Here is a 25,167-nt window from a genome sequence, read left to right as displayed (position 1 = left end):
CGCAAAGTTCTAGGCTTTGCGCTCTTTTTAGAGCCCATTAGTTTTTTTAATGCGTTGACCATCAAAGTGGCTGTGAAGGGCTGTTGTTGGTAGAGCGAGATCTGTTATGATGATGTTCCATCACCTGGAGAGGTGGCTGAGTGGTCGAAAGCGGCAGATTGCTAATCTGTTGTACGAATCGTAAGACCGTACCGAGGGTTCGAATCCCTCCCTCTCCGTTTTATTGGCATTGTCTAAGGCTTGATGGCCTCTTCTAGATATTTTCCTTTGCTAGAGGAGAGACGTCTCGTTAACGCTTTATGAGTTTCTCGTGCATTTTTGCCGTCTAACCGGATTTACGTTTGCCTTGCTCGAATGCATGTATAGCGGTTGCCACAAAGCTTAGGACATTGGGATCAAAGGTGGAGTGGGGTGTGCCCCAGCCAGAGGTTCCACCCGTGCATCCCGTCCTAGCCAGTGTGGCTATAGCTATAAAGGTAAATAAACGGCGTGGATGATGTCGAACAACGATCGCTCTTGCTTCATGGCGGCCTGGTATCAGCCGTGGCTCAGTATTGCCTTAGTGCTCTTCTTGGGTACAGGATGCACTCGGTTGTTGCAATCTAAACCCTTGCAGGACATCAACCTGAAATTCACTGTAGAAAAGCAGTTGCCGGGAGTCTATACGCTTGCGGGAAACACCAACCTGCCTGAGAAAAGCCAGGTAATGGTCGCTGCTATTCGCTATCTCTATCCAGCCAGCCAAGCCTCAAAAAATTTCAATCCTGGTCCGACTTATACCATCCTCGCTTACCAACCGGCAGAAGTGAGCGGTGGACGGTGGCAGACGAACCTGAACTTATGGGAGACGGCTCGGGATGGGCGCTTTCAAGAAGCGTGGCAGCTTGATCAGGCGAAACTGAAGCTTTCTCTCAACCCTGCGGGTGAGGTTGTCTTTCTGGCAACACTCGCACCAGTGGATGGGAGCGATCAACTACAGCAACTAGAAAATCAGTTAGCCAAGCAGAAAATTCAGCTCTCTCGCAAACTGGTTCATGGCACAGCGGATGGGCAGCAGTATATTCAAGTGACCCAGACGATGGCGATCGACCTTCCCACGGGTGGCACTACAGCCCCTGCAATCCGCCCACAAGATATTAATGGTGGTTGGGGCAACCGCTTCCTCATTCCACCGGAACCGCAAAATCCAATTAAGCTAGAACGGCCTAAAGAGCGACGTACCAATGCGCCTGCAACGGCTGAGGAGTTTCTTAAGTAGAGTCGGTGGGAGTCAGTAATCAGGAGTTAGGAGCCAGCAACCAGAAGCGATCTGCCTTTCAGAGTGCTTTGCCTTAGAGTTTTTGGCGCGAATAGTAAAGACCACCTGCGCTCGCTATCAGGTACAGCACTGATCCTAGAAAGAACGTGAGACTGCCAACCAGCTGAGCTTGTGCTAGCAGGTGCAAATCGAGCAGTAAAAAGTGCCAATCGTGCAGAACGCCTTCGCCACCCAGCAACGGCAGCGATCGCTCCTGAGCATCCTTGATGTAGATCGAAACATCCCAGAGGCTCTGCGCCATCCAGCACAACGCGATCGCTCCTGCATAGGGTTGGCGTGTCACCATAAAATAGCCTGCGATCCCTGCTGGCACCATAATCTGCATCAACGAACCACCCAGAATATGCAGAAACTGGCCGAAGCCAGACAGAATCGTATGTCCCGCTTCGTGAAAGATCAAATTCACGCCATGCAAAAACATCATGATGCGATCGCTACCGTCCAAAAAGCCATCCACCGTATAGTTCGATGCCCCGAAGACAGCGTACAAGCTCAGAAGGCCGATGAATCCGGCTTTGAAAGGATTGAACTGAGCCAGAAAACGGCGCACATCGCTGAACGTAAGGGTGAATGATGCTTTTCGACGGGGGTGCTTGCCGACAGGTGATCGCTGTGGTGAGTTGGAAAGAGGCTCTGCTGAAAGCTGAAGCTCCTGCACCCAGGCAGGCTGCTCGGCTCCAGTCTGCCTGCCGCTAATGGTGACAGTTGTAATTGTTGCCTGCCGGAGGCTGATTAGCTCCCGTTGAATGAGCGTGGTAGCAATCTGCCGATCGGGCATCACGGGTGCTTCCAGGTTAATCTCCAGATGGTTGGCGCTAAACGCGACTGTTGCAGCTATCTCCTTGTGGGCAACAGCGTAGTTGATCAGCTGCGCGATGGCAACTCGATCGCCCTGTTTTGCACGCTGCTTTATTGTTTGCAGTCGATCGGGTTGCGTCATCCAGTCTGCGCCTCCTGGCACCATTACCTTAAACGCATTATTCCCGATCAAGGCCGTCATTACACGCCCGTCACCACAAAGTAAACCATTGTTATCGCCACAATCACAAAACCCAGCTTGAAAAGCTCAGACCGTTTACCAATCGGCGGTGGCAACGTCAGTGTTGGCATTGATGGCTGCGAAGGAGCTGAAGTCTCGTCACCTGAGGGCATAACTGCACTTGCGCTGGCTGGTTGATCAATCACGGCCTTGAGTTGACCTTGAAGCAACGAATCTTGCTCCAGGGAAAAGGTCGCAATCCACAGCGGAAACGCATCACCGACCCGCCACGCGTACGCTCTAACTTGCTTGATCGCGTCTGGCTGTAGCCGCAGTAAGCCTCTCTGCATGAACGTGATGCAGGTCAACTGATGCAAAACGGCGGGAGACTTCAGCATGACTTGGAGACAGTCACTTTCTAATGTCGCTTTCACCCAAACGTCTTGTGCCTGCAAGACATCATTCATGAGGGCTGCGATCGCTCCAGCGTCTCCTTGCTTCGCGCGTTCTAGCAGACTCAGTGAGGTAATCATAGGAGTCGTAAAAAGAGGGAAACGATCGCTCCCATTAGCCAATAAGCGATCGTTGTTTTTGTATTATAGTACAAATGTACGATTCTGGATCAAGCTATTTCATATGACGGTTTTAGAGCATGTTTGAAGCCTCCTCACTGATTGCGTCACATGCCCGTGATGGAAAATTCGGTTTGTGGTGCGAAACCCATTGAAACGATGACCGTCTAGGGAGTGATGGCCACTTTAACCACTTGCCGCTGTTTCATGGCTTCAAACACCTCTCCCAGTTTTGCCAGTGGCTGCTCTTCGCTAATCAAGTGCTCAAACGGCAACGCGCGGCTTGCTAAGAGGGTCAAAGCGGCTCGAACGTGAGTGGGTGTGTTGTGGAAGACCCCCTTTAAAGTCAATTCGCTGTAATGCAAGCGTTCTGTGTTCACCGTAATACTGGTATCACGAGGGCAACCACCAAAGAGGTTGACTGTGGCACCCGGACGGGCACATGCGATCGCCATTTCCCACACGGATGGAACGCCTGTCGCTTCGATCACCACATCTGCGCCCCAGCCCTCTGTCATTGACTTCACCAGCGCGGGTACATCCTCCACTTGCCGATAGTTGAACGTCTTTGCCGCTCCTAGCGTCTTGCCAAGCCGCAACCGCTGCTCGCTGCCGCCAAACAAAATCACTTCACCAAAGGGCTGACCGCTGACCGCCGATCGCTGACTGTGATGCCATTCACCAAGACCGGATGCCAAGGCGGCAACAAACATCAGCCCGATCGCGCCGTCGCCCAGCACCACAACCCGATCGCCTGGCTTCACATTCGATCGCGCAGCCCCATGCAACACACAGGCCAGCGGCTCGGTCATCGATGCCAACGCATAAGGCATGCCATCAGGAAGCGGCAACAGGTTATGCTGCACGATCGCTGCTGGAATTTTGAGGTATTCAGCAAAGGTGCCGTTGTTAAACAGCAAATTGTAGCAGAGCGAGTACTCCTCTTTTTGGCAAAAAAAGCAGGTCATGCACGGTGCAGAATTGTTAGCAACGACGCGATCGCCCACGTGCCAATGCGTGACACCGTGACCGATCGCTACGATATCACCAGCGGCCTCATGCCCGAATAGCGTCGGCGGTTTTAGCATTCGGGCATGTCCGCCTCGCCGCCACACTTTAAGGTCAGTCCCACAGGTTGTAGCGGCTCCCACCCGAATGACGACTTCTCCTTCTGCTGGAGTCGGCTCTGCAACTGTTTCCAGGCGGAGATCTTCTTGGCCGTATAGTAGTGCTGCTAACAAGACGCTTTAACTCTCTTTCAACGATCACAGTGTAAGCTAACCCGATCGCGATCTACCGAAGGCATTTGATGCAAAGCCGATCGCCTATCCTTAATCGATGCGCACAGATCCTGCAGCCCACATTCCTTGAGCGTTGGTTGGACTCTGCACAGATAGGCGTTGGGTTCTGCCCTCGCCGATCGGTTGGGCTGCATCACAAGCCTGTTTCAACCTCAAACGTGTTAATTCAAACCAAAAACATGAGGCGCGACAATGCCGTGCCCCTCGTAGAGATAATATGTTGCGATCGCGTTTGCAGCTAGTACTAGCCAGCCTCAGTGCTTTAGCACGAGGCGATAGCGTGGTTTGCCATTGCGGAGTTTCTCCATTGCTTCATTCACCTGTTCAAAGGGGAACGTTTCGGTAATCGGCTCGACGTTGTGACGGGCAGCGAAGTCCAGCATTTTGGTGATGGTGACGGGGCTACCTGTGGGACTGCCAGAGAGCGACTTCTGTCCGAGAATCAGCGGGAAAATGCCTACGGATAGAGGGCTTGGCGTGACACCGACTAAGTGCAGACGGCCTTTCGGGCGTAGTGCTGCAATGTAAATGTTCCAGTCTAAGTCGGCGTTGATGGTGGAAATAATCAAGTCGAACGTATTTTCCACCGCTTTCAGTGCTTCGGGATCGCGGGAGTTGATGAAATGATTCGCGCCCAGCTGACGAGCTTCTGCCTCTTTATCAGGACTGGTTGAGAAGGCAGTGACATCGCAGCCCCAAGCACGTAGAAAGCCCAGCGCCATGTGTCCTAAGCCACCAATGCCAATGACACCGACGCGATCGGTTGGTTGAATGTCAAACTGCACGATCGGATTAAACACCGTGATACCGCCACAAAACAGTGGCCCTACCACCTCTGGATTGACCTGTTCTGGTAAAGGAAAGACCCATTTATGATGGGCACGCACCTTATCGGCAAAGCCTCCGGGTCGACCGACAATTGTCCCCTCTGCCGTCAAACAAAGGTTGTGGTCACCTGACATACACCACTCGCAGTTCATGCAGGAACGGGCATACCAGCCCAGTCCGACTCGTTGTCCCACTTTGACCGTAGTGACGCTATCGCCGATCGCACCGATCGTCCCCACCACTTCATGGCCTGGAATGAACGGATATTGCGTGATTCCCCATTCGTTGTTCAACATACTCAGGTCGCTGTGGCAGATCCCGCAATATTCAACGTTGATCTCCACATCCAGAGCACCAAGCGCACCCGGATCGTACTCAAACGGTTTTAGTTCGCCACCCGGTTCATGCGCTGCATATGCTTTAATCATCGTTTTAGCCTCTAGTAGCCTGTGTCATGCATAGACCTTGTGACCAAGTTATTGTACGGTGCTGACTTAAAACTGCAAAGTAGCGACAGATGCAGATAGCAGCCCTGGCTCATTCATGAATACAAAGATCTCTGATTTGTGCGATCGCTGCAGACCAAATTGCCCCAAACAAGCGGCTTGCCCTGGTACGTCAATGTGAGGCGTTCTGCCGCAGCGATCGCTTCTTTCTGAGCAACGAACTATAACTTTTGTCAGAGGGCTCGTTACGTTTTGAACGTTAGTCTTAATGCTGTGCTGACGCATGCACATTGGCTTGGGTCCGTTGGTTTGTAAGAAAGACGATCACTGGCTGAGATGTCTTTCTTGCAGGCGATTTCAAATTTTTCGTTTGCGATCGCAAACGTTGAAGCAAGCCAAAGCCGTTTAAAACGGCAGCAAAGATTGAGAACGAATTGATGGAGTAACGGTATGACAAATTTGATTTCTGGAGCGATCGCTCACATCACATCCTTACTGAAAGGACTGCAAGTAAAGCAACTTTTAACCGTTGTTTTCGTTGGGTTTCTACTGCTAACCACGAATGTCGATCCTGGTCGAAATGACAATGCCTTGCCCCAAAATCTCCGCGATCGCATTGACCAGAATGATGCCGATCGACCCAAAACAACGGGACAGTGGAACCAGGAAGCGCGCGAAACGGAAGGCAATCCTGGTGAGCGCTTCAAGCGCATCGGCAAAGAATCCGCTGAAGCCTTCAAAGAGTTTGGGTCGGGCTATGTGAAGGGTGCTGGTAAAACGGCCGATGATGTCCGCCAGGGCGTTGATGAAGTCGGTCACGATCTGTCTGATCGCGCTCAACGTTAGCATTCTGAAAAAAAGCACCGGACCATACCCAGGCTACAAGGGCAGGTGACTCAACTCTTTTCCCTCATCGGTAGAGTCATTTGAGTCACCTGCCTCTCATTTTTTAGAGTTTAGTTTGCGACACCAAAGACGCTACCGATCGCCCGCATCATGTTTTGTGGCTGCATAGCATCTACAGCAGCGGTGGGTTCGTAGCCACAATGCACCATACAGTCGGCACATTGAGGATTCCCGCTAGAGTGTCCGTACTTGCTCCAATCGGTGTTGTCTAACAGTTCCTGAAAGGTTTCGTAGTGTCCCTCATTGAGCAGGTAGCAAGGCTTTTGCCAGCCCAGCACGCTATAGCTTGGCATCCCCCAGGGCGTGCATTCATAGTCTTTGACACCCGTGAGAAAGTCTAAGAACAGCGGATTGTGGTTGAAGTTCCAGTTCTTTTTACCGGCTTTGAACGGAGCCAGTATTTCGCGGAAGAGTGATTTTGTTTGCTCGCGCTTGAGGAAATGCTCCTGGTCGGGTGCCCATTCGTAGCTATAGCCGGGGGAGACCATCATGCCATCCGTACCGAGAGTGCCGATGAAATCAAAGAAAGCTTGCATCTCTTTGGGATCGGTGCCATCAAAGATAGTGGTGTTGGTCGTCACTCGGAAGCCTTTGGCTTTGGCAGCTTTAATGGCTTTGACGGCCACATCAAACACGCCTTTGCGATCGACACACTTGTCATGATGTTCGCGCAGACCATCTAAATGGACGCTGAACGTTAGATAGGGGGAGGGCGTGAACTTGTCGAGGCTCTTCTCTAGCAAAATGCCGTTGGTGCAGAGGTAAATGTACTTCTTGCGCTCGACCAAGCCCCGCACAATCTCATCAATCTGGGGATGCAGCAATGGTTCACCACCAGGAATGGCGACCACAGGCGCACCGCATTCTTCAACGGCGGTAAAACACTGCTCTGGCGTCATATTCTGCCGCAGAATCTCGGTGGGATGTTGAATTTTGCCACAGCCAGGGCACGCCAAATTACAGCGAAACAGCGGCTCTAGCATTAAGGTCAAAGGATACTTCGTGCGCCCTTTAAGACGTTGAGAGACGATATACTTACCAACTTCGATCGCCTGCTGTAGAAGGACTGCCATGCGTTTTTCACTCCTCGAAATGGGAACACGGGTGGGGGAAAGGATGAAGTATGAAGGCTAAAGGATAAAATCTCAGAATTTTTAGCCTTTAGCCTTTAGCGTTTCCCCACGTAACCATACTTCACAAACCACTCTATGCTATCGCGCAGAGCTTCAGAAATGGGCGTTTGCGGCAGACTGAGTTCCTGAACCGCTTTGGTGGCATTGTAATACATGGGCTGCTGCGCCATACGCACACCATCCAGCGGTACAGATGGGGTTTTGCCAAGGGGCGCAAGAATTTGTTCGTCAATCCAGGCAACGCTGAGCGGAATCCAGGCAGGAATGGCGCGTTGGGGCGCAGGTATGCCAGTGAGTTGCGCAAGCTGATCGAGCAACTGCTTGAGCGTGAGGTTTTGATTGCCAAGAATGTAGCGATCGCCCGTCTTACCTTTCTGCAGCGCTAGCAGATGCCCCCAAACCACATCCTGCACATGGACAAAATTTAAGCCTGTATCGACATAAGCGGGCATTTGCCGACGCAGAAAGCGCAAAATAATGTCACCTGTGGGTGTGGGTTTGATATCCCAGGGGCCGATCGGGCTGCTGGGGTTCACAATCACAATATTTTGCCCCGCCTGAACCGCTTTCACCGCTTCCTGCTCTGCCAGGTATTTGGATTTTTTGTAGTGCCCAACTAATTTCTCAACGGGGCTTTGGTGGGTTTCATCCACAGGTTTGCCGTCACTGCCAACCCCGATCGCTGCGACAGAACTGGTATAGACCGTGCGCTCTACGCCTGCCTTCTGCGCTGCTGCCAGAATATTCCGAGTCCCCAACACATTGTTTTGATAGAGCGCGTCTCGATCGGTCTGCCACAGCGAGTAGTGCGCCGCGACGTGGAATAGAAACTGACAACCGAGAAGGTGCTGCCACAGTTTGGGATCGTTCAGATCACATTTAACGATCGCGACATCCAGTCCTTGAAGGTTGTCCAAACGACTACTCGATCGCACCAACGCTTTGACCGTATAGCCTTCTTGCAGCAGTAAGCGAATTAAATTCGCACCGATAAAACCAGTTCCACCCGTAACGAATGCCTGCATAACCCTGCATAACTTAGTTGTTCACGATGAGAGGCGTAATCGATAATTTTTGAATAATTGAGTCTCAGACTTCTTTAGTATCTACAACCACAATCGTTCCTTCGTTGAAGGAACGACACGATCCCCTCTCCAACTCAATCTTTTCGATCACTCCTCTTGTTCTAATACTTGCATGGATGCGATTGTGCAGACTGAGTAAAAATCTAAGCGCGATCGTCCAATCCTTACAGGTGAGCTGAATGGTTGTAATGGTGTGTAAGAGGGTCGATCGCCACACAACCTCTTCCTACCAACTCGTTACGGTATAGTGATGGCGCTGTTTGACAAACGAGTTGAGGCTACCGTTGATACCGTACAAACCGATCCAAAACGCTGACACTGACCCGCACGATCGACAAGGGTTTGCTCACTTCATGCTGAAGGAAATCTACGAGCAGCCAGAGGTCGTGCGTCGATGTTTGGCGACATATCTCAAGCCGGATTGGAACAGCGATCGGGATGCAGCATTGCCAGCTACCCCGTTTAACCTTGCCTTTCCAGAGGCGCTTTTTGCTGTGGCAGAGATTCAGATTGTGGCGTGTGGCACCAGTCGTCATGCAGGTTTAGTCGCGCAGTACTGGCTAGAGCAGTTGGCGGGCATTCCCACCAGAGTCCGATCGGCATCCGAATTTGTCTCTGCACCCTTCCCGTTGACCACAAACACGTTGACGATCGCCGTCACTCAATCGGGCGAAACGGCTGATACATTAGCCGCGATTGAGGTTGCCAAGAAACGTCGATCACAGTCAGATGTGTCCTTGCAATCCTGGTCACTCGGCATCACCAACCAACCTGACAGTTCGCTGACAAAAGCAGTGGATTACACCCTGCCGACGCTGGCTGGTGCCGAGGTTGGGGTTGCCGCAACGAAGACCTTTATGGCTCAACTGGTTGTGTTTTGCTGTCTAGCGTTGGCATTTGCCGTGCGTCGTCGTGTTCTGTCACCACAACAATTAGTGGACACGATCGCCGCCTTGCGATTGCTGCCCGACCAGATCGAAACGACGCTCAAGCAGCAGCATGAACCCATCCAGACAGTTGCTCAAACCTTTACGGACGTCAAAGACTGCATTGTTTTGGGGCGTGGTATGAATCGAGCGATCGCCCTCGAAGGTGCACTCAAACTCAAAGAAACAACGTACATCCATGCTGAAGGCTATGCAGGCGGCGAATTTATGCACGGGCCGATCGCCCTGCTGGATGCCAAGGTGCTAGTCATTGCGATCGCGCCTGCTGGCAATGTTTATGATCAGATGCTTGCGAATGCTCAAAAGGCAAAGACCAACGGAGCACCTCTGATTGGCATTACGAATGTCACCGAGTCATCCGATCGCGCCGTATTTGACCACCAGATAACAGTACCCGCCATCGATGAACTGCTTTCTCCCTTCCTGACCGTGACTCCGCTGCAATTGCTGGCGTATGCGATCGCTGTGCAGCGTGGTCTGGATGTCGATCGTCCTAGAAACATCACGAAGACGCTGATCCATTGAGCCATCAGACGACTATGACGCATCCTATTCTGTCCACAGTCAAACTCGTTACCGCTGTCGGCTTGTCGGCGTTTTCCTTAGCGATCGGGCTGCAACTGGTCGAAAAGGGTTGTCCAATGTACGGCGAGATCGGTGTCTTCTGCTCTAACTTCAAAGGTGAGGTTACAGGCTTGCGGTTGTTCGATCGCGTGAATACAGATTGCCGCTACATCATCTCTACTAATTGCGCCTCGCAAGTTATCGCCTTGATCAAGCGTCAACTGCTTGCCACCGTCTGCTTCCGTCAGCGCACAGGGTCGAACGATCGTATAAGGAAGACCGCTTTCGCGGACAGCCTCTTCACCACGCCGCTTCCAGGTGAGGATGCCGCCTAGTTGGTCATTCATGCGCACAGCAGGGGGTTCTTCATCGAGGTTAATGCCAGGGCGATCGATGCGGGTAACGCCTGCGGAACTGACTAAAACGAATTGTGGCATTGTCGGTCTACCGTACGCACTGATGGATTGCACTTCCAGCGCAAACGTTCCTGGAGTAAAGAGAGGGTTCAGATTGCCGTCATACTCAAACTTACTGAGCATCAGTTGCAGTGAACAAATGCGATTGGCATTCAGCGGTGCTGCGTCGGTGAGCGTTTTAGCACGAAAGGCCGGAATCAATGTGTTGAAGGGAATATGTACATCAATCCATGCGTTTGCGGTCGTGTCGAAGGAATGGGAGTAAGCGATGCTGTCCCACTTGTCATCGCTTCGCATTAGAAATTTGTACCGCTGCCCATCGCCTTTTACGCGCAGTTTCACGCCTTCGTAACCCGAAAGATTCAGCGCAGGCTCCAGATTACGAGTGCGAACGGAGGCGAAACCACCTGAGTTGGCAGTGGACACATTCCCTGTAAACAGCGCTGCGTGATCGATCTGGCGCATGGTGCTGTCACTCACTCCGCCCATGACGACATCATCGAGTGCGCCCCAGAGGGCAGGGAGTGGGGGTTGGGGTGTCGGGGGGCTGGGGTCGGGTGATGAGTGGTCGGTGAAATCGAAAAGAATTTTTTCGTTTGTCTGAGCCGCTTTGAGTGGATCGGCGATCGCGTGAAGCAAATTCTTAATGCCCTGGTAATCCGTGCTTTCAGGCGAATCGCCCACTACTTCCGGCATGTAGAATTTAAGGCCCTGGTAGTACTTAGCGCGATCGGGCGTATCCCCTTCCTTGGGCTGCACACGCGGCCCCGTACAGCAAATCACTGCACGAATATCCTTCACAACCGCAGGCGTTAAGGTTTCGGGAAGCGTGATATCGGCGTCGATGATATCTACGTCATCACCCAGCATCGCTTTGCCACGCTCTAAATCTCGCACTAAGGCACGGACAGAATAGCCGCGATCGTGCAGTTGCTTAACGACGCGCTTACCCACACCACCCGTTGCACCCACAACGAGGACAGTATTGGCTGAAGCGGTTGTCGTCATCGTAGGTTGTGGGGCTGTAGAACTCTGAAACAGCTGCTGAAACCAGTTCAAGACTGGGATCACCTCAAAATAGGTGAGGGTTTGCAAAAATCTGCCAGGGTTCCAGGAGGGTTTTGTTGCTTTCATCAGCTTATGTGGAAATATGCCTCGATAAAGCGCACTAGGATAAAACGCAGTAGTTCCATCGTAGCGAGTTTGCCATGCTGCAGTTTCATCCCCCTGGTATAGGACAACAGGTTGTCGAAACCTCTCTAGGGCGAATGGTTTACTACACTCCCGTTGGTCAGCCGTGGACAATCCCTTCCCCCAAGGCACCACCATTGCTATTTTTGCATAGTTTTGGCGGTGGGGCTTCTGGCTACGAATGGTCGAAGGTCTATCCGGCGTTTCTGGACTCGCATCGCGTCCTGGTGCCTGACTTAATCGGATGGGGACAGTCAGCACATCCAGCGCGAGCTTATCAGGTAGCGGATTACCTGACCACGTTGACAGAGTTTATCCAAAAAACGTGTACGGCTCCGGTGACGATCGTCGCCTCCTCACTAACTGGGGCGATCGCGATTCGTCTTGCCATTCAGGAACCTGCCTTAGTGAAAGCGCTGTTTCTCATCTCTCCATCAGGCTTTGCCGATTTTGGACAAGATGCCGGACGGCGATTGCCACTGCAAGCCATCAATACGCCGCTGATCGACCAACTCATTTACACGCTAGGTGCAACCACTGAGATTTCCGTTCGCAGCTTTTTGGAGCGGTTTCTGTTCGCCCAACCCGATCGCATTTCTCAAGAAATGGTCGAAGCGTACCTGGAATCGGCTCGTCAACCCAATGCCCAAGACGCCGCACTAGCCTTCTTGCGTGGCGATCTTTACTTTGACCTTGCCCGCTACCTGCCGCAACTGCGTGTTCCCACAGTGATTTTGTGGGGCGAAAAGGCACAGTTTATTAGCGCTGATAGCGGTCAACGACTAGCAGGTCTGAATCCATCCAGAGTGAAAGCCTTTGTGCGGCTGTCAGATGCAGGCGTCCTGGCCCATCTGGAGCAACCCGCGATCGTGATTGGGTTGTTGCGGCAGTTTTTGCCAGAGTTGGAGGCGGAGCGCTAAACAGAAACCGGGTTTCTTTACAAAGAATCCTAACTAAGTTTATACAATGACCAGAAACTCGGTTTCTGGATCCACTCCTTTAAACTGTTTGTGGCAAGTGCTGGTCGATCGCGTCCCCACACTCTGCCACTGACGCGCCTTGAGTCATCGCGATCATCAGCGCTTCGTAGGCAGAAACGTTGTCTTGAAGCAAGGTTTTAGCACGGAGGAGTGACCAGCGTTCTTTTTGCTCCAGCTCAGCGGGCGGCAAGCCCAGTTGTGCAAGTAAGCCTCTCAGCTTTTGGCGATCGTCTGCGCCCCCTTCGACGTTGCCGTAAATCAGCATCTCAGCCGCAATGCCTGCCATCCAAATGGTGCAGTAGCGATCGAGCAGTTGCCCCGATAGCTGACCTTGCTGAATCGCCGCCTCCAGTTCTTCAGAGTCAAACCGCACTCCACCTTGACCGGGATAACCGTGCTTGAGTGCATCCCAGGCATTGAGCGTGTAACCAGTGGCGGGAATATTTAACTGGTGCGCGACCAAAAAATGTCCGGCTTCATGACGGATGACGCGATTGCGATGTCCCGACGAGAAACCAGCCAACCAGTCAAGCATGAGCGTTGAACCTTGCCCACGCCAGCTCAAGGTGTCTAACGTTGCCAGTCCTAGAATGCCAGCGGCCGCGATCGCAGGCACCAGCGGCGACACGCTAATCATCGGTCCCAGCAAGCTCGTCATCGTGATGGTAAAAATGCCGATCGCCACCAGATTGAGCGACAGTTGATTCATAAACCAGTTTGTTAATATTTGTTGCTGACTTCTAGCCTAGCAATGAATTGGCAGGGGCGATAGTTGATTGTGTAACCAACCTGCCAGCAAAAGTCTATCCGAAAACCACCTTGTAGGACACTCCCCACCCTACCTCTACGCTCCACGATCAACCAATAAAATCTTTTTCGGCAAAGTGTGATTGTGCAATCACTTCAGCAATTAATTTGTTTAACTATCATCCACACTTTGTTGGGAGTGCAGCATTATATTGAATCCACATAATGAATTTTGGGATAAAGGCTATGGAGAGAGCGGCGGATAAGCCACCACTAAACCAGAATGGCTTGGTTTTATCCCAATACTTCAACATGAGATTAACTCCCCAAATAATTAATGTAGTTAACCAAATGAGAGCTAGAAAAACCGCAAAAAGAAACTCGGCACCTTTGTCACAATCAATGATGTTTGGATCACGATATTTATTGAATTCAAGAAGCCACCCGTAGAAAGAGAGATAAAGTAGCCAGATTGTAGTAATTGCTTGTTGTAATAAGCGCATATGAATAGCAAGACAGATTTTTTGGCTATGTTGTTTGATCTCGATTTAGCTGTTAGCGCAACGGTAGAAATCGCACTTGACCCTCCCATTCTCCTTCTAAACTACACTCCGCTAGCAGCAAGATTTCTTCGATCGCCAATCCAACAGGAACACGACGACTGATTTCAAATAATCCTGGCATTGACAAATTTGCTTTTACTCGTTGGTAGGCAAAGTCTGTCATCGTTGCCACATCATGAGTTAGGACAATCCGCTTTTGATCGGCTGCCCATTCCAGCACAGTTGGATCATCCGCTCCTGATAGGCTGACATCTTGAACACGAGCCATATCAACATCGGCATTTCGGCGGAAAACACCGCGCACAATCTGATTATTGAAATTTTCATCCGCTAAGAAGCGTAACATCTCAAATTACTTTTACTGGTTGCGTCTTGACAGTAGGCGATCGCGGATGCCAAGTGGAGAAAAACGCTTTTCAGCTTTCTGGCGAACCGCTGCGGCAAGGTTTTGTCGCTCTGCAAGATAGGCATCAACTTCAATTGGATGCCGTAAGTAATAAGCAATCACTACATAAATGTCAGAGAGTTGAAGCGAAGTGTATTGCTCCTTAATTTCTTCCGCTGTGGCACCTTCAAGGAAAGCTGTAACCACCGTATCCAGCGTGACACGGGTTTTACTAATGCGAACAACCCCAGTTGCATCAGCAGCGAGTGGAATCAGTTCAGTGGTAGGAACCAATAGCATCTTGAGATCACGCTAGTTTTGACAATATTACCAAACTAACAACTAACAAGGTGATGTTCAAACCTGCTTGTTTGCGTTTGTAGGGACGTTACATGTAGCGTCCCTACAAACCATCAGCCACACGTCTAGGACATTACCAACCAATAACTAACTACTTCTGTCCCCGCGCTTTGTAGAACGTCTTCAGGCTTTGAATATCGCCGACGTAGCGCCAGTGCCAGGGTTCGTAGCTCACACCCTGACGGTTATTTTTGGGGAAGGAAAGTTCAAAGCTGTAGCGGTTGGCGTTTGCTTTGAGCCAGCGATAGGCTGAAGTCTTGTCAAAATCTTGATTCAGGTTGACTGCGGGTGTGTTGCCATCGCCAATATCCACGGCATAACCCGTGTGGTGTTCGCTGTAACCGGGAGGCGCGCTAACCTTGGCGCGTTCGGTGGCATCCTGATTGCGATCGGCTTTCACGTCAAAGTACAGATATTTTTGGTCAGAGATCGAACGAAAGCCCGAAATCGGCACCAAGCTTACTCCTTCTCGCTGTGCGGCAGCGGTCATCTCGCGATAGGCTTTAGCGGCAGCTTTCCGCATTTTGATGCTGCCATCGGGAACGATCGGGGACAGTTCCGCCTGGGGTGCTTCGCTGTAAGCAAAGTGATTAAGCAGTGTATCCGCACCAGGAGAGGCGGAGGGTGTGGTGGGAGCGGTTGGATCAGCCGATGGCACTGGATTTTCGGTTGCCAGACTGGCGGTTGGCGATTGCTGCAGCCGGAACGCCACTAAACCACCTGCCGCCAAAGCCGCGATGCCTAGACCAATCAAGCCAACGGTCAGTACCGTAACATTCATCCGCGGCTTGGGTGCACTATCAGCGCTTTCGCGTAGCGCCACGGGGATATCATCAACCGGCGGGGGCGAAACGTTTGGCTTGGTTTCTGGGGGCTTTTCGGGTGTACCAGCGTTATCCAATCGTTCGACTCCTACACTCAAGCGACGGCTACTACTAGGAATTGTAAACTGAGTCAGATCTCCTGGAACTGTCTTCATGGGTAAGTTCAAGCGCTAAGGGAACAGTTTTACCGTTGTACAACCCTTTTGAGCGACCAAGCCACTATCTCTACTTGGATTTGACAAACACTCATGCTGACCGCTGCCAATCTGCTAACGATTTATTTGCCGCTGTTGGGCTGGACTTTTTGTGGGTGGGTGTTGGGTCGTCTGTTGCCAGCGACAATGCCAGTTTGTCTAGGCAAGTTTCTGTTTTGGGTGGGAGTGCCCATCAGTATTGTCGGTTTTCTGCGCCATGCGCATCTATCGACCTCTCTGTGGCTAGCGCCTGTGGTGGCATGGCTGGCGATGTTGCTTGGTATGGGTATCGCGTGGTGGATTAGCCAACGATCGCCAATCAAGGCTCCTCGCTCATTAAGCCAGCCAACACAAGGCAGCTTTCTGCTGGCATCAATGCTGGGCAACACAGGGTATATTGGCTATCCTGTAGCGCTGGCGCTCGTGGGCCCACATGACTTCGCCTGGACGCTCTTTTACGATCTGCTGGGGTCAACGCCGGGAGCCTATGGCCTGGGGGTGGCGATCGCAGCCCGCCTGGGAGGAGCAACGCGCTTAAAGCATTGGCAAGCCCTCAACGCAATGGCAAAGAACCCTGCCCTCTGGAGCTTTGGGCTTGGGTTGGCCTGCCGCGATCGTCCATTGCCAGTGCCCTTAGAGCAGGGACTGCGAGGCTTTGCCTGGGGGATGGTAGCGCTTTCTCTAGTTCTGATTGGCATGCGGCTCAGCCAACTGTCCTCTCTGGCTCGCCTCAAACCGGCTCTGCTCAGTGTTGGGATTAAAATGCTGCTCGTTCCGCTGCTGTTAGGCCTTGGGCTCTGGGTACTGGGTGTTACAGGCTTGGTGTATCGAGCCATCTTATTACAAATGGCAATGCCACCCGCCTTTGCAACTTTAGTTATTGCCGAAGCCTATGACCTCGACCAGGAGCTGACTGTGACTACGTTGATTATTGGCAGTCTGGTGCTGGTGCTGACGCTACCGCTCTGGCTGTGGCTCTGTGGCGCGCTAGAAGGAACGCTTTAACCAACCCAGCTAATATCTCCGTCAGGCTTGCCAGACGAGGGTAATGGCTTAGCTATGGGAAGCTCACGCCGCATCAGCTGTTTACTGGGTTCCGGTTCAGCTGGGCTGGCGCTGACGGAGACACGAGCATTGGCAGCACTTGTGGCCTCGGGATGCTGGTTGTCGATCGCCCGTCCATTCGGCTGCTTCACTGCCTGTTGTTCTGGCATCACAACTTTGTGCATCAGATACTCGATCGTTTGCTGCTTGACCCAACCGCGTGCTGCGAGAATCTCGCCAAAGCGCATACCAGTCAGCTTCTGATCGTTAAGGGCCACGTCGATCTGGGCAGTCGTTAGTAAACCCGCTTCGACCAGGTAGCCGCCTAGACGCTTCTTGGTATACGAAGCTTCGGCTGCTCTTGAGAGCGGTCGGCGATCGCTAGAATCTCGCATTGCAAACCTCGGAAAAACTTGGAAAGCGCCACGCCTTAAGCACACTTAAGACTAGTTGCTGCCATCGGCTCAATGGCTGTATGACACATTTACGGAGCCGTTCTACACCCCATTCGTTCTAGTATATCAACAGAATTACGGAAACCTCATATCGGTAAGATTACTGAAATTTCACAGCAAATTTAGGATGACTAAAATGGCATCCTTGCCCGTCATTCAGCCTGGCGTACTGTCGGTTCGTACCTGGAATGGCGCTGAAAGGCCGCTAGACGGCACTAAACGGATGACGTTCCAGCTGATGAAGTCTGCGCTGCTGCCAAATCAGCTGGATTCATCTTTTCATACTGTTCAAACGGTTGATGAATCCACGGATTATCGGGTAAGTAATCTACGTAGTAGTTGGGTGCAATGATCGAGCAGTCTTTATACCAGAGCACGGCTGTACGGACATCCTCAACATAGAACCCGTAGCGCCGATCGAGCCAAACGAGTGTTTTCTTCAGCGTCACGCCAGAATCAACGAGATCATCCACCAGCAGCACGTGACTACCCAAATTAGCGGTGGTCATCGACAGATCCCGCGAAATGGTGATCGAACCGCGCACCTGACCGCCAGGACCGCCATACGACGAGGTTGCCAAAATTGCCAGCGGTAAATCAAAGATGCGTGCCAGGATATCACCGACCCTTAGCCCACCTTTAGCTAAACAAATGATCTGGTTAAATTTCCATTCGGACTGATGCACCTTGACGGCAAGCTGTTCAATTTTTTGGTGATATTCTGACCAGGAGACGTATAAGTCGGACATGACAGCATGTAAAGGATGAACGGCAAGCGGTAAGGCGCAAGTTTTAAGTTTTGAGTGTTGGCTTCTGGGTTTTAAGCGGAAGGCACTAACTTAAAACTCATCACTTTAAGCGTGCGCTTAAAGCTGAAGAGAATAATACAACTGTTAGCTAAATTTCTTGTATCCCGCCATGCATAATCATGCTTCATCCGAGTCGCCAACGCTAGACAAACTCAGCCTCAGCACTAAGCTTGCCTACGGTGCTGGCGATTTGGGCACAGCCATTACTGCTAATATCCTGGCAGTTTTTTTGCTGATTTTCTTCACGGATGTAGCAGGGCTAGGGGCAGGGCTAGCCGGAAGCATTCTGCTCATTGGGAAGGTTTGGGATGCGATCAATGATCCCATTGTTGGAATCCTAAGCGATCGCTCGCACAGTCGTTGGGGTCGCCGCTTACCCTGGCTGATCGTTGGTTCGGTCCCGTTTGGGATTTTCTTCTTTCTACAGTGGCTGGTGCCCCATTTCAGCGATAACCCATCAACCAACCAGTGGGGGCTGTTCTGGTACTACGTAGTCATTGCAATCATCTTCAATAGCTTTTATACGATCGTCAACCTGCCTTACACAGCTCTCACGCCAGAACTGACTCAAGACTACGACGAGCGCACCAGTCTTAACAGCTATCGGTTTGCGTTTTCTATCAGCGGCAGTATTCTTTCTCTCCTTCTAGCGCTCGGCATTTTCAGCGCCTTTAAGGGCGATCCAACCAAGCAATATCTCGTGCTGGGCGCAGTGTGTGGTGTGATCTCCATTTTGCCGCTCTACTGGTGCGTGTGGGGTACACGTAAACGCGTGATGGTCACCGAACGCCTGAGACAGGAAACGAGCAGTGGTGAGTCGTTACCCTATCTCGAACAGCTCAAAATTGCCTTCACCAATCGTCCCTTTCTCTACGTGATTGGCATCTACCTCTGTTCCTGGCTGGCAGTGCAAAATACGGTCGCGATCATTCCTTACTTCGTCAAAAACTGGATGGGGCTAACCGACGCCGATTTCACCAAAGTGGTGATTGCTGTGCAGGTAACCGGACTGGTGATGCTCTTTGTCTGGAGCGAGGTGAGCAAGCGGGTAGGCAAAAAAGTAGTCTACTTCATGGGCATGTCGCTGTGGATTATTGCCGAAATCGGACTGTTTTTCTTGCAGCCAGGACAAAATGGACTGATGTATCTGCTGGCGGTGATGGCGGGCTTTGGCGTTTCGACGGCTTATCTCATTCCCTGGTCGATGATTCCCGATGTGATTGAGCTGGATGAGCTGAATACGGGACAGCGGCGAGAAGGGATTTTTTACGGCTTTATGGTGCTACTGCAAAAAGTGGGGCTGGCGATCGGGCTCTTTCTCGTGGGGCAAGTGCTTGAATATTCTGGCTTTGTTGCCACTGCAGCGGGGCAGGCTGCTCCTATGCAACCACCCGCAGCCCTATGGGCCATTCGCCTACTTATTGGTCCAGTACCAACTGTAATTTTGTTGGTGGGATTGCTGTTGACCTACTTCTACCCCATCACGCGCGAGGTGCACGCGGAAATTTTGCTGAAGCTGCAAGAACGCAAACGGAATCAGGCGCAGGACAAGGTGTAAAAGAAACCGGGTGTCTGGATAGGACTGGTAAATTGACAGTGTCTTTCCGCAGAGCAACCCGGTTTCTGAACCCATCACGAGCAACCGATTTGCTGCCATGGCTCTAATTGGTTTCGCGATCGCCAAACCCATCCTCGCCGTCAGGAGTATCTTTCAGTTGAACGACGAGATTGGGCAGTCCTTCTAGCTTTTCGGTCGGTACAACTTCCTCCACCAGGGGGAAAAAGAGTGTCAGCCCACCGGGGACGCACTCAACGTCGATCGGGGTAGTGCCAATCAATTCCCCATCCAGTACGACTTTCTGCTCTGGTTCCGTCGTAATCTTGACGCGTCGCGCCCGAATGTAACCAATGTCACTGCGATCGACGGCATCGCCACTCAAAGCAGTTTGCAGCAAGTGATAGGTTGCCGCGATCGCACCGGCCTTGTTTGCAGGCGATACCAACGTAATGTCTAGCAGCCCGTCATCAACGATGACCCCTGATGGCCCCTGTGCCAGTACAGAGGTTGCTGGAGCCGCATTGGCGACGGTAATTGCAGCAGCTGACACCTTAATAATTTTGTCTTCGGTTTCAATTTCAGCATCAAAGGTCTGCATCTGCCGCAACGCTTGAAACCCTGCCAGAACATAAGCAAACATGCCAAAGCGGTTCTTTGCCTCGCGATCGGCTAGTTCGACGGCCTCGGCTTCAAACCCAATGCCTGCCAGCAATACCATTGGATAGCCATTGCAGTAAGCCGCATCCACCGTTTTGGTTACGCCCCCCAAGATCGTTCGACATGCAGCATCGATCGTGTCGGGAATATCGAGTGCATTGGCAAAGGCGTTGGCAGTGCCACGCGAGATAATACCGAAGGGAATGGTCGTGCCCACTAAGGCTGCTGCTGCTGCCGAGAGTGTACCATCCCCACCGGACGCAATAATGGCATCTACACCCCGTTCGACAGCGGCGATCGCTAGCGCATCGGCACCCACATCTTCGGTGGTTAGTTGGATATCCAGGTCAATTTCAGGCTCTAATAAGGCCTTAATCGTGGCCAGATCTTGTTCTGGATCACCCTGACCCGCCACTGGATTGAAGATCAAACAGGCAGAACGCTTCATACACGTTGAGAATGATAGGGTGAATTTGAACCTGCGATGGGCTTGAAAGCATTTACCACACGGTCTGTAGTGTGGAGGCAATTATCTAGATGCTCTGTATGGCTAGTAGGCTACACAATAGAAGTATGCCTCCCCATCATCGACATTTGATCCCCCCAGGAGAATAGCTAACCATGCCCGATCCACGGATGTATGAAAGCGATACCTTTGTTTTGCTAGAGTCTGGGCGATCGGAGGAGTTTCTCAGCACTGCCGAACTGCTCGACAAACTTAAGGCTGCACTCTCTCAACGCCAAGACGACCTCCCTAGAGATCTCCAACGCTTCACCTCATTGCAGGAACAAGCTCAATACCTGCTGGAAACGTCCTGCGAACTCGATGTTGGCCCCAGCGAATTTCTACAATGGTACGCTGTCCGTCTGGAAAAGTAGCCGTATAGAATTCCAGCATTGATAGAAGGTTAGTAGTTGTGTCATTGAAGGTGCGATCGCAAGCCTACAGAAAGACCAACCATGCTGTGATATTTTCACCAACAGTTAGAAATCTGCCGGATTCAATTAACGACCTTGATAGAGCTCGTGTGCAGCCGGACGGTTTAGATACTGCTGCAAAATATCGTTTCTGGCGATTGAAAAGCGCTCATGTTCATAGTCATGAATACTAAATCCCAGAACCTGCCATTGTTGGCTATGCTCATCCGGCTCCTCTAATGCAATAAAGGCAATTCCATCTGGTACGTCTGGCTTAACTTCTCGATCCGGATAGAACATCTCATCGCTATCATCATAAAAAATCGGCATTTGCTCTTGCACTTCATGCATTGAACTGCCAATTTTAATTAAGCCAAAGGAGCCACAATAACCAGCGAATAAGAATATCCAGTAGAGTTCGCCGCAACTGTTGAAATCAAGTCGTACCGTACCATTTCTGTAATACAACGAAGACAGATATGTGTTTTTAACGTACAGAATCTCACTACAACTTTTGACTTCTTTAAAGCAGTTGAAGCCTGGGCAGATCTCCTCTATCTTAGCAGCAGCTAAAACGTGATCAAGTTCCCTTAAATTCATTCCTAGTGAAAAACCCGCTGCAGAAAGCCCAGGAATAATTGGTGCTTCAAGGTCAAACCAGGGTTGATCAATCACTGATCGCTTTAAAGCAAGCTCTTTAGACAGTAAGGATATTTAGTTTCTGCGTAAGTCCCGATAACCGTGCTCACTCTTCCTGCTGGCGCTTTTTGCGAATGTCATCCAGAATTTTTCGCAGTTCCTCGGTTTCATCCCGTCCATTTGCGGGAGGCATTGTTGCCAAGGGGGGTGCCGCCGTCAGTTTGTCCATTAAGGCATAAAATGCGTCTTGATCGTCCCGATGGTCAAAGACATAGGACAACAACTGTTTCCGATTCATCTCTTGAAAATTGGGTTGGCTCATGGGAATGTCCTTTTACCGTCACGGTTAATCAAAACAATCGTCTCTTCACCCGCCAAGATGAAGATATCCCCTGTCCGCTCGTCAATGCGAACGATGTAAATGGGCAAATACATCTTGGTTAAACTGTAGCAGACGCTAAAACATTCCAGAGTTTGTGCTGCTGTAGGAATGGCTGATGCTCCTGAACGCTCTACAGTGTTTAATTTTCCCTTTCAATCAACGACTTAATCACTCATCCACCGATTTGAGACATGGTGCGGCTGTAGGTGCCTGTGGTGCCAGAATCGCGTTCTTTGTAGTTGATTTCGGGTTTAAGCATCAGCAGGTCACGCACTTGTTGTCGGAGTTCGTGGAGGGGAACGCCCGATCGCAATCCTGCTTTCAAATCAAGCTGACCCGTTTCATTGAGCAGGCACGGACGCAGCCAGCCATCGGCAGAGAAGCGCATCCGGTTGCAGCGATCGCAGAAGCATTCGGACATTTGGCTAATAAAGCCGAGCGTTCCTTTCGCACCCGGAATTTTGAACACGTCAGCGGGACCGTTACCGCGCACCTGTCCATCCGTCAGTCCCCAGCGATCGCGAATGCGTTGTCGTAACTCTTCGGAACTCACCCAACCGCGATCGCTAAACAGATAATCGTTGCCGATCGGCATAAATTCGATGAACCGCACGTGCCACTCGCGATCAATGCTAAGCGCTGCCAAATCCAACACTTCCTGATCATTCACACCAGGAATCACCACTACGTTAAGCTTCAAGGGGCTGAAGCCGACTCGATACGCTTCCTGGATGCCGTCCCATACTTGCTGCCAGCGAGATCGTCCGTGATGCCCAATAATGGCATCGAACACATCTGGTTGCAGCGAGTCCAGGCTGATATTAATGCGCCGTAAGCCTGCGTCATACAGTTCTTGCGCCATGCCTGCCAGCAAGAAGGCATTCGTCGTCATGGATAGGTCTTTTGTTTCGGGAAACTGCGCGATCGCCCGCACAATATCCACTATGCCAGGACGAATCAGCGGCTCACCGCCCGTCAAGCGGAAGCGAGTAAATCCCACTGGTATAAACACTTCATGCAAGAGCAGCAACAGTTCGTCCTGCGTGAGCAAGTTTTGCTGTAGAGCATAGGTGAGATCGGCACCTTCTGGCATGCAGTACTGGCAGCGGAAGTTGCAGCGATCGACGAGGCTAATGCGGAGATAGTCAACCTGGTTCATTCTTCCATTGTGACGGATTTGTCAACTGTGCAATGTGTCGCATCGTCCAATTGGGCTTTCAACAGCACTGCCTGACTGTAAGCGGGCACAGTTTCTAAGGCGGGCGCTGCTTTGGATGGAAAAAGTACTTGCATCATTTGATGGAGCGATTGTCCCCGCTGCTCGTGTACCAGCACTAACGGCAGAAGTGCGACTAACCGGACGATCGCCGACAGTGCAAACAACCCCGGAATGCCGCCATAGTCTGCAAATTCTGCCAGAAAACCCCCAACTGTTGTCCCCAACGCACCGCTGATCCCTGCGATCGCGGCGGCTACGGCGAAGTAGGATGCCTGCTGTTGTACAGGCGCAACGCCCAGTTGAAGATTGTTATTGCAGAGGTCGATCGCGGCCCAAGTTGCTCCTGCGATCACATGCAGCAAAGGTAGCCAGAGCCAAACAGACAGCGTGTTAGCGCCTGTGCCCAGCCAAAAGAGCGGCGTCACTGCTACCAAAATACCAACCGCAAGCAGAATGGGACGATTGCCTACCCGATCGGCAAGCCTGCCCCAGACCACTAGCATCACCAGCGTCGCCCCTGCTTGCAGGCTGGTATAGATCGTGACCCAACTGACATCGATCGCCAGGTTATCCAACATATACAAATTGAAAAACGGCGCACTCAAGTTCACCGCAAACATCCACCCACTGAAATACAGCAAGAAGAAGAGAAAGTTTTTGTCTCTTAGAAAAGGCGGTAGGGCGTAGGGCGTAGAGAGTGATATAAGGTGCGGATTCTGGCTATCATCCGTTATCAATGCCTGACGGCTTCTACCGTCAGTGTCTGCGGCTTCGCCTGTAAAGCCAATAGGGTTAATCACCAACGGCGCACTGTTTGCTGTTTCCTGACCGCTGACGGTTGACGGCTGACGGCTGCCCGACTCCCGACTCCCCACTCCCCACTCCCCACTCCCTTCCTCCTCCTGCTGCCTTTGCGGATTCACATCCACCATCAAAAATTGAAAGCCTAAACTGATGATGCCTGCTACAACGCCCAACAGCAGTACAACCCCAAAGGCTTGCAGCGAGCCACCGGGAAACGCCGATACTGCTAAACCTAGCAGCGGTACGCAGAGTAAATTTGTGAGACTAGCCGCACTGTTGCGAATGCCAAAATAGCGCCCTCGGAGACGGCGTGGCACCAAAGCCGCAAGCCAACTCAGCCAGACCGCACTGCCTAAGGCTCCAATAAAATGGGTGAGGCACACGATCGCCAGCGTCCACCAAACCAATCTCTGCGCTTCTACGTGCCACCAGTGAGCAAAGGCAATGCCTGCTACCAGGACGAGCCACAGCAGGCGAGACGGTGCATACACCCAAAGGCAGTAGTTGTGACGGCTATTCACCCGATCGCCCAGAAACGCGCCTAGTGGCTGAATCAGGTTTGCCACCATAGGAATCGACGACAGTAACCCAATTTCCGTCGGGCTGGCGTGCAGTTCCACCAAAAAATTGCTGAGTAAGACCCCACTCGTGATGGTCGAGAAAACAGCCGCAAACACACCATCCAGGGTTGATGCCCGCAGACTGGTTCGAATCGCCTGCTTTGCTGCGATCGGGGATGGTGATGGCGCGATCGGTGCCGTTGCTACCAACCCATGCGGTTGTTCTGAGAAAGATTCAGGTGCGATCGAATTCAGCCTCACTGCTCTCAACATGCTGAAATGAATGACTTCAGTAAATGGTAAACGAATTGCTTCGTCTAACGATGCTACAGCCGCTCGTTTTGGCTAGACAGCCTTTTGCAGCGTAAAGATTGCAGCCGTCA

At 51.6% G+C, this 25,167-nt stretch carries 28 protein-coding genes and 1 tRNA gene; 8 read left to right on the top strand and 21 right to left on the bottom strand.

Translation table 11 applies throughout. The features are described from left to right. Positions 1–126: 126 nt before the first annotated feature. Together C7B82_RS29440 and C7B82_RS29435 are read left to right on the top strand one after the other, a co-directional pair. Positions 127–218, top strand: a tRNA-Ser gene (locus tag C7B82_RS29440). Positions 219–496: 278 nt separating this feature from the next. Next, on the top strand, positions 497–1,258 hold the full coding sequence (locus C7B82_RS29435) for a hypothetical protein (protein ID WP_106260720.1): 762 nt from the start codon (positions 497–499) through the stop codon (positions 1,256–1,258). Between the two features lie 73 nt (positions 1,259–1,331). Here C7B82_RS29435 and C7B82_RS29430 read toward each other — a convergent pair whose 3' ends face one another. The 4 genes from C7B82_RS29430 to ahr all read right to left on the bottom strand — a co-directional run bounded on the left by C7B82_RS29430 (position 1,332) and on the right by ahr (position 5,426). Then, on the bottom strand, positions 1,332–2,318 hold the full coding sequence (locus tag C7B82_RS29430) for a hypothetical protein (protein WP_106260719.1): 987 nt from the start codon (positions 2,316–2,318) through the stop codon (positions 1,332–1,334). Then, complete coding sequence (locus C7B82_RS29425; RefSeq protein ID WP_106260717.1) at positions 2,318–2,830, bottom strand: hypothetical protein; 513 nt, start codon at positions 2,828–2,830, stop codon at positions 2,318–2,320. The genes C7B82_RS29430 and C7B82_RS29425 overlap by 1 nt, the downstream gene beginning before the upstream one ends. A gap of 206 nt (positions 2,831–3,036) precedes the next feature. Next, positions 3,037–4,110: a zinc-dependent alcohol dehydrogenase gene (locus C7B82_RS29420; protein WP_106260716.1), complete on the bottom strand. Its 1,074-nt coding sequence runs from the start codon at positions 4,108–4,110 to the stop codon at positions 3,037–3,039. Between the two features lie 314 nt (positions 4,111–4,424). Further along, positions 4,425–5,426, bottom strand: coding sequence for an NADPH-dependent aldehyde reductase Ahr (ahr, locus tag C7B82_RS29415; RefSeq protein ID WP_106260714.1), 1,002 nt, complete (start codon positions 5,424–5,426; stop codon positions 4,425–4,427). A gap of 468 nt (positions 5,427–5,894) precedes the next feature. Here ahr and C7B82_RS29410 point away from each other — a divergent pair, with 468 nt between their 5' ends. Beyond that, the gene (locus C7B82_RS29410; RefSeq protein ID WP_106260713.1) at positions 5,895–6,290 is read left to right on the top strand and encodes a hypothetical protein; all 396 of its coding nucleotides are present in this window, start codon (positions 5,895–5,897) and stop codon (positions 6,288–6,290) included. A gap of 110 nt (positions 6,291–6,400) precedes the next feature. Here the strand turns inward: C7B82_RS29410 and hpnH are convergent, their stop codons facing one another. The 3 genes from hpnH to C7B82_RS31735 form a co-directional block, all read right to left on the bottom strand. Continuing rightward, the gene (gene hpnH, locus C7B82_RS29405; RefSeq protein WP_106260711.1) at positions 6,401–7,423 is read right to left on the bottom strand and encodes an adenosyl-hopene transferase HpnH; all 1,023 of its coding nucleotides are present in this window, start codon (positions 7,421–7,423) and stop codon (positions 6,401–6,403) included. 95 nt (positions 7,424–7,518) lie between these two features. After that, the gene (gene hpnA / locus C7B82_RS29400; protein ID WP_106260710.1) at positions 7,519–8,508 is read right to left on the bottom strand and encodes a hopanoid-associated sugar epimerase; all 990 of its coding nucleotides are present in this window, start codon (positions 8,506–8,508) and stop codon (positions 7,519–7,521) included. Between the two features lie 64 nt (positions 8,509–8,572). After that, positions 8,573–8,785 (bottom strand): hypothetical protein, encoded by a 213-nt coding sequence (locus tag C7B82_RS31735; protein ID WP_146141310.1) that lies wholly within the window; start codon positions 8,783–8,785, stop codon positions 8,573–8,575. A 43-nt stretch (positions 8,786–8,828) separates the two neighbouring features. Between C7B82_RS31735 and C7B82_RS29395 the strand changes: the two genes are divergently transcribed. After that, positions 8,829–10,040, top strand: coding sequence for an isomerizing glutamine--fructose-6-phosphate transaminase (locus C7B82_RS29395; protein WP_146141309.1), 1,212 nt, complete (start codon positions 8,829–8,831; stop codon positions 10,038–10,040). A gap of 77 nt (positions 10,041–10,117) precedes the next feature. On the opposite strand, the gene C7B82_RS29390 is transcribed toward C7B82_RS29395, so the two are convergent. Further along, positions 10,118–11,629, bottom strand: a complete 1,512-nt coding sequence (locus C7B82_RS29390; protein ID WP_106260707.1) for a CIA30 family protein — start codon at positions 11,627–11,629, stop codon at positions 10,118–10,120. 74 nt (positions 11,630–11,703) lie between these two features. On the opposite strand from C7B82_RS29390, the gene C7B82_RS29385 reads away from it, so the two are divergent. Next, on the top strand, positions 11,704–12,606 hold the full coding sequence (locus C7B82_RS29385; protein ID WP_106260705.1) for an alpha/beta fold hydrolase: 903 nt from the start codon (positions 11,704–11,706) through the stop codon (positions 12,604–12,606). A gap of 79 nt (positions 12,607–12,685) precedes the next feature. Here C7B82_RS29385 and C7B82_RS29380 read toward each other — a convergent pair whose 3' ends face one another. From C7B82_RS29380 to C7B82_RS29360, 5 genes are all read right to left on the bottom strand, one after another. Further along, complete coding sequence (locus C7B82_RS29380) at positions 12,686–13,375, bottom strand: ATP-dependent Zn protease (protein WP_106260704.1); 690 nt, start codon at positions 13,373–13,375, stop codon at positions 12,686–12,688. 217 nt (positions 13,376–13,592) lie between these two features. Further along, positions 13,593–13,916: a hypothetical protein gene (locus C7B82_RS29375; RefSeq protein ID WP_106260702.1), complete on the bottom strand. Its 324-nt coding sequence runs from the start codon at positions 13,914–13,916 to the stop codon at positions 13,593–13,595. 52 nt (positions 13,917–13,968) lie between these two features. Beyond that, positions 13,969–14,322: a DUF5615 family PIN-like protein gene (locus C7B82_RS29370; protein ID WP_106260701.1), complete on the bottom strand. Its 354-nt coding sequence runs from the start codon at positions 14,320–14,322 to the stop codon at positions 13,969–13,971. Positions 14,323–14,334: 12 nt separating this feature from the next. Next, positions 14,335–14,661, bottom strand: a complete 327-nt coding sequence (locus C7B82_RS29365) for a DUF433 domain-containing protein (RefSeq protein WP_106260699.1) — start codon at positions 14,659–14,661, stop codon at positions 14,335–14,337. A 151-nt stretch (positions 14,662–14,812) separates the two neighbouring features. Continuing rightward, positions 14,813–15,700, bottom strand: a complete 888-nt coding sequence (locus C7B82_RS29360; RefSeq protein WP_106260698.1) for a M15 family metallopeptidase — start codon at positions 15,698–15,700, stop codon at positions 14,813–14,815. Between the two features lie 93 nt (positions 15,701–15,793). On the opposite strand from C7B82_RS29360, the gene C7B82_RS29355 reads away from it, so the two are divergent. Continuing rightward, positions 15,794–16,744: an AEC family transporter gene (locus C7B82_RS29355; protein WP_106260696.1), complete on the top strand. Its 951-nt coding sequence runs from the start codon at positions 15,794–15,796 to the stop codon at positions 16,742–16,744. On the opposite strand, the gene C7B82_RS32850 is transcribed toward C7B82_RS29355, so the two are convergent. Together C7B82_RS32850 and C7B82_RS29345 are read right to left on the bottom strand one after the other, a co-directional pair. Then, complete coding sequence (locus C7B82_RS32850; protein ID WP_181357764.1) at positions 16,741–17,178, bottom strand: cyclic di-GMP-binding domain-containing protein, MshE-related; 438 nt, start codon at positions 17,176–17,178, stop codon at positions 16,741–16,743. The genes C7B82_RS29355 and C7B82_RS32850 overlap by 4 nt on opposite strands. 275 nt (positions 17,179–17,453) lie before the next feature. Further along, positions 17,454–17,987 carry a phosphoribosyltransferase gene (locus tag C7B82_RS29345; protein ID WP_106260695.1) on the bottom strand — a complete coding sequence of 178 codons (534 nt, stop codon included), beginning with the start codon at positions 17,985–17,987 and terminating at the stop codon, positions 17,454–17,456. A 169-nt stretch (positions 17,988–18,156) separates the two neighbouring features. Here C7B82_RS29345 and C7B82_RS29340 point away from each other — a divergent pair, with 169 nt between their 5' ends. Beyond that, positions 18,157–19,605, top strand: coding sequence for an MFS transporter (locus C7B82_RS29340; RefSeq protein ID WP_106260790.1), 1,449 nt, complete (start codon positions 18,157–18,159; stop codon positions 19,603–19,605). 103 nt (positions 19,606–19,708) lie between these two features. Here C7B82_RS29340 and C7B82_RS29335 read toward each other — a convergent pair whose 3' ends face one another. Further along, entirely contained in the window at positions 19,709–20,710 is a 1,002-nt protein-coding gene (locus C7B82_RS29335; protein ID WP_106260694.1) for a YegS/Rv2252/BmrU family lipid kinase, read from the bottom strand. 173 nt (positions 20,711–20,883) lie between these two features. On the opposite strand from C7B82_RS29335, the gene C7B82_RS29330 reads away from it, so the two are divergent. Next, positions 20,884–21,141 carry a CRR7 family NDH-1 assembly protein gene (locus C7B82_RS29330; RefSeq protein WP_106260692.1) on the top strand — a complete coding sequence of 86 codons (258 nt, stop codon included), beginning with the start codon at positions 20,884–20,886 and terminating at the stop codon, positions 21,139–21,141. 126 nt (positions 21,142–21,267) lie between these two features. On the opposite strand, the gene C7B82_RS29325 is transcribed toward C7B82_RS29330, so the two are convergent. The 5 genes from C7B82_RS29325 to C7B82_RS29310 form a co-directional block, all read right to left on the bottom strand. Further along, entirely contained in the window at positions 21,268–21,855 is a 588-nt protein-coding gene (locus C7B82_RS29325) for a hypothetical protein (protein WP_106260691.1), read from the bottom strand. A 70-nt stretch (positions 21,856–21,925) separates the two neighbouring features. Next, positions 21,926–22,141, bottom strand: a complete 216-nt coding sequence (locus tag C7B82_RS29320) for a DUF6887 family protein (protein ID WP_106260689.1) — start codon at positions 22,139–22,141, stop codon at positions 21,926–21,928. Further along, a complete protein-coding gene (locus C7B82_RS35330; protein WP_422632159.1) occupies positions 22,138–22,311 on the bottom strand; it encodes a DUF6888 family protein in 174 nt (57 codons plus the stop codon). Before C7B82_RS35330 ends, C7B82_RS29320 begins: the two co-directional genes overlap by 4 nt. A gap of 62 nt (positions 22,312–22,373) precedes the next feature. Continuing rightward, positions 22,374–23,360, bottom strand: coding sequence for a GTP 3',8-cyclase MoaA (moaA, locus tag C7B82_RS29315; protein WP_106260688.1), 987 nt, complete (start codon positions 23,358–23,360; stop codon positions 22,374–22,376). Continuing rightward, complete coding sequence (locus C7B82_RS29310; RefSeq protein WP_245940156.1) at positions 23,357–25,045, bottom strand: MFS transporter; 1,689 nt, start codon at positions 25,043–25,045, stop codon at positions 23,357–23,359. Before C7B82_RS29310 ends, moaA begins: the two co-directional genes overlap by 4 nt. Positions 25,046–25,167: the final 122 nt, after the last annotated feature.

The sequence above is a fragment of the Stenomitos frigidus ULC18 genome (assembly GCF_003003795.1).
GTDB classification, from domain to species: Bacteria; Cyanobacteriota; Cyanobacteriia; order Leptolyngbyales; family Leptolyngbyaceae; genus Stenomitos; species Stenomitos frigidus_A.
Note: the sequence above shows the minus strand (reverse complement) of the source record. Positions and strands in the feature narration are given on the sequence as shown.